Genomic DNA, 10,155 nt, shown 5'->3' on the forward strand with positions numbered 1-10,155 from the left:
ATCGAAAAATTACTGATCATGAAGCCAAAAAAGAATCCTAAAGCTGATTTGAATAGAGATAGCGGTCTATTCTTTGTTATTGGACTTACCTTTGTATTGTTTGTTGTTTGGCGTGCATTGGAAATGAAAACATATGATTCCGATACTACATCATTGGTACTAACGGAAAATATCGATAACCTGGATGAAGATGTCCCGGTCACCAAAGCGTTAAATACGCCTCCACCACCTCCACCGCCCGCCGCACCGGAAATCATTCAGGTTGTTGAGGATATCGAGGACATTGAAGAAACAATTATAGAAAGTACGGAATCGGGTGAGGAAATGGCAATAGAAGACATAATTGCCGCTGATGATATCACCGTAGATGAAGTTGAAGAGGATATTGAGGTTCCCTTTATGGTTATAGAAAACCCTCCTGTCTTTCCGGGCTGTGAAAACATCGCAAAAGAAAAGCAAAAGGATTGCTTTAAGCAAAAGATGCAAGAGCATATACAAAAACACTTTCAATATCCCGCTGAAGCTCTTGAATTGGGGCTTAATGGAAAGGTATTCGTGATTTTTGTAATTGATTCCAATGGAAAAACGGTCAAAATTCGCACTAGAGGGCCACATAAGGTACTGGAAAAAGAAGCCAACAGAATCATAGCCATGTTGCCTAAAATGAAACCGGGCAGGCAAAGGAATAGGAATGTTAGCGTTCCTTACAGTATTCCGATTAATTTTAGATTATTGCGATAATAAATAGCTTGGACGGACAAGTTTAAATAAATTTCCAACACCGTTCAAAACCACATGGTGTAATTAAATTATCGAATCGTTAAAAAGGAAACCTTGAACAAGGTTTCCTTTTTAATTTCCTAATATCCAAAGGCCTCATCATACCTGATTATTATATAACAATTTAAAGTATGGGCCATAAAATTGTCCCTCCCTTCGGGTAATGACATTTATCATATTTATTAATGTCTATGCCGTGTAATTTTAAAAAAGAACTTAAAACCGGATACCATGAAAAAACGTATTCCTATTTCCCGTATAATGACCAAAAATGTTGTTACCCTACACACCAAGGATGATTTGGCCACAGCCGAAGAAATATTTAAAAAGAAACGGATAAGACACCTTCCGATAACCTCGGGCGAACGCATTATAGGAATGTTGAGCCATACCGATTTAATGCGTATTAGTTTTGCCGATACTACGGACGTAAGCGAACAACAAATAGACACCACGGTGTACAATATGTTCACCATAGCGCAGATCATGGCAAAAAACGTAATCACGGTATCCCCAAAAGATACGATACAAGAAGTTGCTACATTTCTAACAAAAAAGGAATTTCATGCACTTCCCGTCGTTGATAACAATAAATTAGTGGGTATAGTAACGACCACGGATTTAATCAATTATTTTCTGGATCAATATTAAATTATAGAGCCACCCCCAATACAAAAACCTTACCCTGTGTAAGGTTTTTTAATTTCAACAACCTTTAATTCCAAACCTTAGATGTATCTTTATTCTATATGAAAAAATTGTTTTTCAAAATCATAGGATATATAGTCATTTTCCTTGTACTCTTAATCTTCTTATGCGATTATACCATTAACCATGCAACCATAGGAAAGACTTTTTCAGATATCGATACGGTTCCCAAAAACAGGGTAGGGCTTGTTCTGGGCACTTCCAGTAAACTCACGAACGGCCGTTCCAACCCGTATTACACCCATAGGATAAATGCCACCGTTCAACTCTATAAAGCAGGTAAAATAGATTTTATACTGGTTAGTGGAGACAACGGTACAAAATACTACAATGAACCCGATACCTTTAAAAAAGACCTTATTAAAAGGGGGGTACCGGAAGAAAAGATTTTTCTGGACCATGCGGGCTTTCGAACCTTGGATTCCATGGTCCGCGCAAAAAATATATTCGAACTGGACAGCGTTACCGTGATTTCACAAAAATTCCACAATGAACGTGCTATTTATATTGCCGAAAAAAAAGGATTGAAAGCTATTGGCTATAATGCAAGGGACATACCCATAAGATATGGACTTAAAGTACGGTTTCGGGAATATTTTGCGCGCGTAAAGGTATTTTTGGATCTTGCCTTTCAAACCCGGGCCAAATTCTATGGGGACCGGATAATCATAGCATAAAAAATGAAAGCATTGCTCAAAAATTTGGGACCCGGATTATTGTTTGCCAGTATGGCCATAGGCACCTCACATTTGGTCCTCTCAACAAAAGCCGGAGCGCAATATGGTTGGATCATGGTCATTCCCATAATCTTGGCGAATATTTTCAAATACCCATTTTTTGAATTCGGGGTACGCTATACCAGTGTTACCGACAAAACCTTAATAGAAGGTTATTTAGACCGGGGCAAAGGTTACTTGTGGTTCTATGCCCTCATAACCTTAGTGACCACTTTCACTATTTTGGCCGCCTTGTACACTGTAACATCCGGCCTTTTCATCAATCTTTTTAAAATTTCTAAAATATCCATAAGTACCGTGGCTTTAGGTCTTTTCATTTTTATAAGTGGTTTGCTCATCATTGGTAAATACCGTTTTTTGGAAATTAGTTTAAAATTTGTAGTAGGCATTCTTTTTATAGCACTCATCGGCACAACGGTATTGGTCATGGCACAAGGTCAGGTAGCGGTTACAGATGGCTTTGAACCCACTCCAATTTTTAACGAGACGGGCATTTTGTTCCTCATCGGCCTAATGGGTTGGATGCCCACTACCGTCGAAGCATCCAGTTGGGTAAGTTTGTGGAGTCTAGAAAAGTGGAAAACACAGGAAAAACCTACTTTAAGGGAATCCTTACAAGAATTCAATATCGGCTATTTTTTAACTGCGCTTTTGGCCATCTTTTTTATGGTCATAGGATGGTTTACATTGTATGGTACCCATACCGAACTAAGTAATAACGCCGTGAGCTTTGCTGATCAAGTGGTACAGCTTTTCACTACCCATATCGGGTCATGGGCATACATTTTTATTGCGGTCTCCGCATTTGCCACCATGTTCAGTACTTGCATGACGGCCCATGATGCGGTAGCCAGAGTGAGTTTGGATATTATTGAATTGTTGTCCCCTCCTAAAAAATTCAAAAAAAGTAAAATGAACTTTGCTATCGCGATAGTGTTACTGGCCACCGTCAATTATATTGTAATCTCCTTTTTTGGTGCCAATATGGGCAATTTGGTAGCTCTTGCCACTTTTGTTTCTTTTGTAGTAGCCCCTATTATTGGTTATATGAATTTAAAGAACGTAACCAGTGAAGATATTGATCCCAAGCTCCGACCGGGGTATAAATTAAAAACCCTTGCGTATCTGGGTATTTTGTTTTTATCCTTGTTCTCTATATATTATTTCTGGATAATTATCGTTTAACGGATTCAAAAATAAGCAATTGTAATTTTGATTTTATCAAAGGTATCAATGCCTTTATCCTATTGATTTCCTATCACGAAAAGGGTTCTTTCGTTTTGCTTATGAAGAAAGTCCAAACAATAGGCACCGTTGGTACAATTGTTCTTTATTCTCTCTTCGCCATAACCAATGGATTCCAGAATATTTGAAATAGAAAGACCGTTCTTCAACAGGTAAATTTTAATGGCATCCGATCTTTTTTGGGACAGTTGTTTATTAGAAGCGGAACTTCCCCTACTATCCGTATGTGATTCTATCTTAAGTTGTAGCTGCGGAAATCTTGAAACAGCGTCCACTACCTTATCCAATTCGGCGGCTACGGAAGGAGTCACGGTACTTTTGCCCTTATCAAAATAGAACTTCCCTATTTTGATAACGGTCTTGCCCTCTTTTTCTTCGATCAAATCGTCTAAAAAGGCCAACCCCATATTAAAGGAGGTCTTTTGGGCCTCCTCCATACCTTCTTCGGTATAAGTGGTCGAAAAGATAGAATACCTTTCTTTGGTAGCTTGGATCGTTATTTGTTCCTGCCAGGGAATCTCTATGGTAAAATCCCCGTTTTCCGCCGTATAGAACTCTTTTAGAATATCCCCCTTACGGTCCAATAGCCTTATTTGGGCCTTGTCTATCCCCACTTTAGAAGATAAGTTGACAACCTTGCCCTTTAAACTAAAGGTTCTTAATCCCGGTGCCTTGTCCATTTTAAATTTATAGATATCGTCACCCCCTTTTCCACCGGACCTATTGGAGGCAAAATAACCCACATATCCGTTATCACTTCCTTCTTTGATGATAAATCCAAAATCATCGGCTTTGGAATTTATGTTCTCTCCAATATTAACGGGTATGCTCAAGGATCCATCTGCCTGTATATTGGATTTATATACATCCATACCCCCAAGTCCATAAAAAACATCGGAAGAAAAATAAAGGCTACCTTCAAAAAGGTAAGGTGCAATTTCGTTTCCGGGTGAATTTATCCGGGGACCCAAATTTATGGGAGCGGACATAATTTGCCCGTTATTGGTAAAAACGTAATACAAATCCGTTCCCCCGTAACTATCCTCAAAATTTGCGGCAAAATAGAGCCGGTCGTTCTCTTCATCAAAATAGGGGTAATAAAAAGAAGTACTTAAGTCCTTTAACAAGAATCTAAATTGTCCGCTATCATATAGCATTCCTATGGAAAGTGCATTTTTACCCTTATCATCAAATGTCATTTGCCCGTCTTCCGTATTGGACAGGATATAAAAAAACCGGTTCAACTCTTCAGAAAAGTAGGGTGTGGACTTGTGAAATTTAGAGTCGGGAATTTTAGAAAACGGAACAGCTTTAGATACATTTCCATTATTCTCCAGTCTTCCAACATAAATATCCAAATAGGATTCTCCGGAAGGTGCATAGATTTTTTTGGCCTTTTGGGTACGGCTACTACTAAAGAGCAAACTTTCTTTATAAAAGGCAGGGGAAAAGTCGGCTTGTGGACTGTTCGCATATAGATTGACAATTTCAATATTCTTTCCTTTTTCCGAATTCTTGAACAATTCATCATTGAATTCCGCATTCTCCAAAAGCTCTTTGGAAAAAGAGGGGGATTTTGACCTTAAAAATGTTTTAATACGTTCCTTGCCCGAATTTTTAGATAAGCTCTGAAGCATTTTGTTAAACCGATGACCGGACATAATGGTATCGTTCTTATGAACGATCAGGTAAAGTTTTGATGCATTATTATAATCTCCAATCTTAAAATAAGAATCGGCCAGGTTCAATATTTGTTCGTTCGCCAAAGGGCGTTTGACCCGTTCTTTATTATATTCGGCAATCGCATTTTTATACTGATAGCCATAAAAATATTCGTCTCCCTTGGATTTTTTTTCTTGTGCCAACATTGTCATCGGCAGCAAAATTATGGCAATAAGCAATTTGAAGTTCATAACAGATACTTTAGAAAAATCTTGGACTATCAATTTGTTTCGGCTTATCCTTGAGTTCTTTCCTCTTGGCTTTATCCGTTTTGTTCTCTCCGCCCTTACCCAGGAAAAACTTTAAAATTATTTCATGGGAGCCATTATTGAAGTCTCCTAACAGATTGGTATTGTAATCATAGGAATATCCTATATAGGTGCCTTGTGAGACCTGAAATCCGGCAAGACCGCTAAAAGCGTTATCTACCCTATAGGAGACTCCGGCCGTAAAAGCATCGGAAATCAAAAAGTTGGCGGACACATTAATGTTTATAGGGCTTCCCTGTAAGGAATTGATTAAAAATGCTGGTTTGAACTTTAGATTATCGGACAATCCAAATACATATCCCCCTATAAAATTAAATTGAAGCCTATCCTCTACAACAGAGGCCACATCATCATTATAAATGCCTTCCGTTAAAAAATTGGGAACGGAAGCTCCCAAATACCAATTATCACTATACAGAAACAAACCTGCGCCTACTGTGGGATAAAATCTATTAATGGTTTCCCTATCCAATATGGGTTCCCCCGGATTTTCAAAAGTACCCTTGGAAAAATCCACATTTAATGCAGAGCCGCCCGCATCAACCCCAAAGGACAATAACGTATTCGAGGATAAATTGATCTGAAATGAATAGGCTAAATCAAAATAAGTCTGGGTCACGGGTCCTAACTGATCATTGACCACATTGAATCCCAGGCCGTGTTTCTCATTATTCAATGGAATATTGGCCCCCAACCTTATTGTTCGGGGAGACCCCGGAATATCTATCCACTGTGCCCTATATAGAGCGGTTATTTCGGGTGAGATCACAGAACCTACGTAGGCCGGGTTAAAGCTTCCTATATTATACATATACTGTGTATATTGGGGTTCTTTTTGTCCACTTACCTCAACAAAGGAAAACAACAATAAGAAAACTAAAAGTAGTAGCCCGAAATTCCCCGAACCTATTTTTTTCTGTTCCATAAAAATATTACCTGATAAGTTGAATCCAACCTTTATCCAAGACCGGACCCTGACCTAAATCATAGTTTAATATGTAAAAATAAGTACCTTTTGGTGCCTCTTCGCCCTCTCTGGTACCATCCCATATTTCCGCTTCGTTTACTTTTTCCGTCTCAAGAACCTGATTACCATACCTATCAAAAATCTGAATGCTATATTCAATAGGTACGTTTAGGCCCGTAACCGGATCTCTTAAATTTATTCTGAGCACATCATTTGTTCCATCCCCGTCCGGTGAGAATTGATTAAACAGAAAGCCCGGATCTGCGGGTGTAGGAGTACTCACCCTAACCTCTACCGTACTTTCATTATTATCCGGAGTACTATCCGTGGGGGAAGAACTCACAAGGTTTGCCGTATTTGCAAAAATACCTTCCCTTGGAACCTGTACCGTAATCCGAAGGGTAGCCTGTGCATCAACAGCTAATGTGGTTATCTGCCACATTCCCGTACTTACATCATAAGTACCGGTATCCGCCTGATGCGATACATAGATAAATCGGCTATCGGGTCCTGATGGTATTATATCCTCTATTGTTATATTAGAAATCAAGTCCCCGTTTTGAGATTGATTTGTAGCCCTAATGGTAAATACAATTTCTTCACCCACCAATGGGTTCCTGTTATCCACTGTTTTTTCCAAGGCGACATCTATACCTTCCGGTGCATCTATTTCAAGTGTTATGGTAGCCTCATTATTATCCGTGGTACTATCGTTTGGAAACGATTCCAACAAGGTAGCCGTATTTGAATATACACCGCTATCCAAAATGGTCACGGTTATATTCAGCTCCGTCATTTGAAATGCCTGTAATTCAAAAATATCCCATTCCCCCGTATCAACATTATAATCTCCATCATCGGCCACATGGCTTACATACTCAAAACCAGACTCCAAAAGTTCTCCGATCTGTACGCCCAATACACGATTATCGGACAAGTTATTCAACCGAACCGTAAAAACTACCGTATCACCAATATTGGCATTGGGGTTATCTACGGATTTTGTAATCTCCAAATCTATGGGCTCCGGATCACAGTCCGGTGTTAAATTAGGGTCACAGGCATCTAATGGATCAGATCCGTTCGCCTCTTCATCCCCGTCCGAGATCCCATCACCATCCGTATCGCATAAACCTACTGAATTATCGGGAATACATGGATTGGCATTTGCGGGATCTTGTTGATCGTTCACCCCATCGTTATCTTCATCCAATATATTGGAGTCCAACGCATCTATAATCCCATCATTGTCCTCATCCAAAGGAGTGCTTACATCCGCCCCTACCTCATCGCCATCTTCAATTCCATCACCATCCGTATCCGCATTGTCGGGATCTGTGCCCAGTGTAGCCTCATCTCCCCCAAAAAGCCCGTCACCATCTGCATCCGTATCACAATCACTTACCGAAATAGTCACTTCAATAGCATCGTTTAAGCACGGAGCCGTAGATTCCGTAGTCGTAAAAGTGAAAATATAATCCCCTGAAACCAGATTCCTAAAATCAAGGATATTGGAAGCCCCTATGGTCAATCCTCCGGATGGATCCGTGGTAACTTCCCAAGTACCGGCATCCTGTCCGGAAAGTCGATCGTCCAAATCTAAAATCGTAGGGCCATTTTCGGGAACACTGCAAATTGAAGCATTGGTAGCCGTACCTGCCGATGCCTGAAACCCTACTGTTGCCATAACTTCCTGTCTGGCCGTGGGGCAGCTATTTTCAATAGCTTCCACATAAAAGGAAGTGGTAACGTTCAAGACGGGAGTTGTAAAATTCTCCCCTGTTCCTATCGGTGTATCCGAATCTATGGCATCATACCAGTTCAAAGAGGCACCAGTACTGGCAACGGCACTCAGCAGAACCGTGCCGGGTCCACAACGTTCGTTGGGGGTAGTACCAATAAGTGTAGGGCTTATATTCAATGTTAATTCCACTTCGATAACCCCACTGGCACAATCGTCATCTGGATTACCGGGCGTTCCATTATCATTCAGAAAAAAACCAAAGTAAGAACCATCATTGGGCGGGTTTGCCACATCGGCATCCGTCAGATAGGCATTTTCATTAAGCGGATTCGATAATCTACTCCAGGTCAAAACCGTTCCTGCCGGAGCGGTGCTATTGGTATAATCATTCAAGCTTCTATCAATAACATCACAAAAAACAGTTGGGATATCGGTGTCTAAAATGGGTGCCGGTGCACAGTTATCGTCATCATTTATAGACCCTGTAGCATTCCCGCCACCATTCAGGTCAACTCCGTTACTCGGTAAGCCCAACTGTACCGTAAAATCTTCTGTTGCCTCCAATAGCTGGTCATTGTTAATAGTAACGGTAATAGTCTCCGTTTCACCAGCGATACCGGAAAAGTTAAGACTGCCGGCAATCCCCGTATAATCCGTTCCTCCCCCTGTGGCCGAACCATCGGAAAAACTATATCCCACGGTTGTTCCACCATCCACGGCGATATCCAAAATCACATTAAACACCAATTCTCCCGATGCTACATCCTCATTTACCGCAATATCTGAAATGGAAAGCGTGGCCTGATCATTATCGTTAATATTTACGGTGGCCGTTCTTGTGGGGACAGCACCCAGAATATAACCTGTCCCGGAAGTCAAGGTCAGTGTTACAGTTTCTAAACTTTCCTGTATGGCATCATCGGTAGGAACAATTGGTGTTGTTCCGGTCTGAGCACCATTGGGAATGGTTATGCTTGATCCAATGGTAGTATAATCCGTTCCGTTCCCTGCTGTACCTGTTATATTATAGTTAATGGTAATAGGACTTCCGGAATTATTGGGAGCACCTAAGTCAATGGTAAAAAGCCCTGTAGCAGTGGCAGGGGTGTTTTCTGCAGCTGCATTATCGGTGGCCGTAATGGTAGCCGTTAAATCATCATTGTCCGCAATATTTACCGTTCCAGAATTATTGGGAGCAACGGCAATACCATATCCCGTTCCTGCTGCCAAGGTCAGTATTACGGTTTCCGTACTTTCTACATCGGTATCATTTACCGGGCTTATCAGAACCGTTGCGGATTGATTGCCATCCGGAATGGTCACGCTGGTCCCTACACTTGAAAAATCATCGATTACGGTAGCCGAGCCTGTTATATTAAAATTCACGATGATATCACTACCCGTATCATTATTTTGATCAAGGCTTATCAGGAAACTACCTGTGGCATTGACCGGTGTATTTTCTGCGGCATCTGCATCTATTGTACTTATGGATGCTACAAAATCGTCATTGTCAATAATGTTCAATGTAGCGACCCTGGTGGACAATATGCCTAAATCATAATCAGGTGAAGTATCGGTTAATGTCAATATTACTGTTTCCGTAACTTCCACTATTGTATCATCAACGGGTATAATGGTCACTATTGCCGATTGATTTCCATTTGGAATGGACACAGAATTGGGAATAGCAACATAATCTCCAGCAATCGTGCTTCCACTTATATTATAGGTAATAGTTATATCGCTTCCAGAATTATTTATCTGATCAAGTTCTATAGTGAATTCCCCGTTAGCAGTTGCTGGTGTATTTTCGGAAGCACTATTATCGGTTGCTGAAATAGTAGCTATTGGAAGCGGCACATCGTCATTGTTTATGGTACCCGTCGCCGTGGCCGTACCGATCGTAGATCCGGCACTGGGCGCGCTCAGGGTGACCTCAAAAGTTTCGGCAGATTCAACGTCCGTGTCCCCGTTGACGTT

The 10,155-nt window shown here is 40.7% G+C and carries 7 protein-coding genes; 4 read left to right on the plus strand and 3 right to left on the minus strand.

Features of this window, described 5'->3' with window-relative positions:
- The first annotated feature begins 18 nt into the window (after positions 1-18).
- From ACKWB9_RS06945 to ACKWB9_RS06960, 4 genes are all read left to right on the plus strand, one after another.
- A complete protein-coding gene (locus ACKWB9_RS06945; protein ID WP_414002283.1) occupies positions 19-741 on the plus strand; it encodes an energy transducer TonB in 723 nt (240 codons plus the stop codon).
- Positions 742-1,011: 270 nt separating this feature from the next.
- The gene (locus ACKWB9_RS06950; protein ID WP_414002284.1) at positions 1,012-1,431 is read left to right on the plus strand and encodes a CBS domain-containing protein; all 420 of its coding nucleotides are present in this window, start codon (positions 1,012-1,014) and stop codon (positions 1,429-1,431) included.
- A gap of 98 nt (positions 1,432-1,529) precedes the next feature.
- Positions 1,530-2,165 (plus strand): SanA/YdcF family protein, encoded by a 636-nt coding sequence (locus tag ACKWB9_RS06955; RefSeq protein ID WP_414002285.1) that lies wholly within the window; start codon positions 1,530-1,532, stop codon positions 2,163-2,165.
- Between the two features lie 3 nt (positions 2,166-2,168).
- Positions 2,169-3,410 (plus strand): NRAMP family divalent metal transporter, encoded by a 1,242-nt coding sequence (locus ACKWB9_RS06960; protein ID WP_414002286.1) that lies wholly within the window; start codon positions 2,169-2,171, stop codon positions 3,408-3,410.
- A gap of 59 nt (positions 3,411-3,469) precedes the next feature.
- Here ACKWB9_RS06960 and ACKWB9_RS06965 read toward each other — a convergent pair whose 3' ends face one another.
- From ACKWB9_RS06965 to ACKWB9_RS06975, 3 genes are all read right to left on the minus strand, one after another.
- A complete protein-coding gene (locus ACKWB9_RS06965; protein WP_414002287.1) occupies positions 3,470-5,383 on the minus strand; it encodes an OmpA family protein in 1,914 nt (637 codons plus the stop codon).
- 10 nt (positions 5,384-5,393) lie between these two features.
- Positions 5,394-6,386, minus strand: a complete 993-nt coding sequence (locus tag ACKWB9_RS06970) for a PorP/SprF family type IX secretion system membrane protein (protein ID WP_414002288.1) — start codon at positions 6,384-6,386, stop codon at positions 5,394-5,396.
- A 7-nt stretch (positions 6,387-6,393) separates the two neighbouring features.
- The coding region (locus tag ACKWB9_RS06975; RefSeq protein ID WP_414002289.1) for a Calx-beta domain-containing protein at positions 6,394-10,155 on the minus strand (3,762 nt) is incomplete at its 5' end.

It is taken from the genome of Maribacter spongiae (assembly GCF_047345125.1).
Lineage (GTDB): Bacteria > Bacteroidota > Bacteroidia > Flavobacteriales > Flavobacteriaceae > Maribacter.

What these genes read in the sequence shown, in the direction of transcription:
- ACKWB9_RS06945 (WP_414002283.1), top strand. Translation starts at nt 19, where the DNA reads ATGAAGCCAAAAAAGAATCCTAAAGCTGATTTGAATAGAGATAGCGGT.
- ACKWB9_RS06965 (WP_414002287.1), bottom strand. Translation starts at nt 5,383, where the DNA reads ATGAACTTCAAATTGCTTATTGCCATAATTTTGCTGCCGATGACAATG.
- ACKWB9_RS06960 (WP_414002286.1), top strand. Translation starts at nt 2,169, where the DNA reads ATGAAAGCATTGCTCAAAAATTTGGGACCCGGATTATTGTTTGCCAGT.
- ACKWB9_RS06970 (WP_414002288.1), bottom strand. Translation starts at nt 6,386, where the DNA reads ATGGAACAGAAAAAAATAGGTTCGGGGAATTTCGGGCTACTACTTTTA.
- ACKWB9_RS06950 (WP_414002284.1), top strand. Translation starts at nt 1,012, where the DNA reads ATGAAAAAACGTATTCCTATTTCCCGTATAATGACCAAAAATGTTGTT.
- ACKWB9_RS06955 (WP_414002285.1), top strand. Translation starts at nt 1,530, where the DNA reads ATGAAAAAATTGTTTTTCAAAATCATAGGATATATAGTCATTTTCCTT.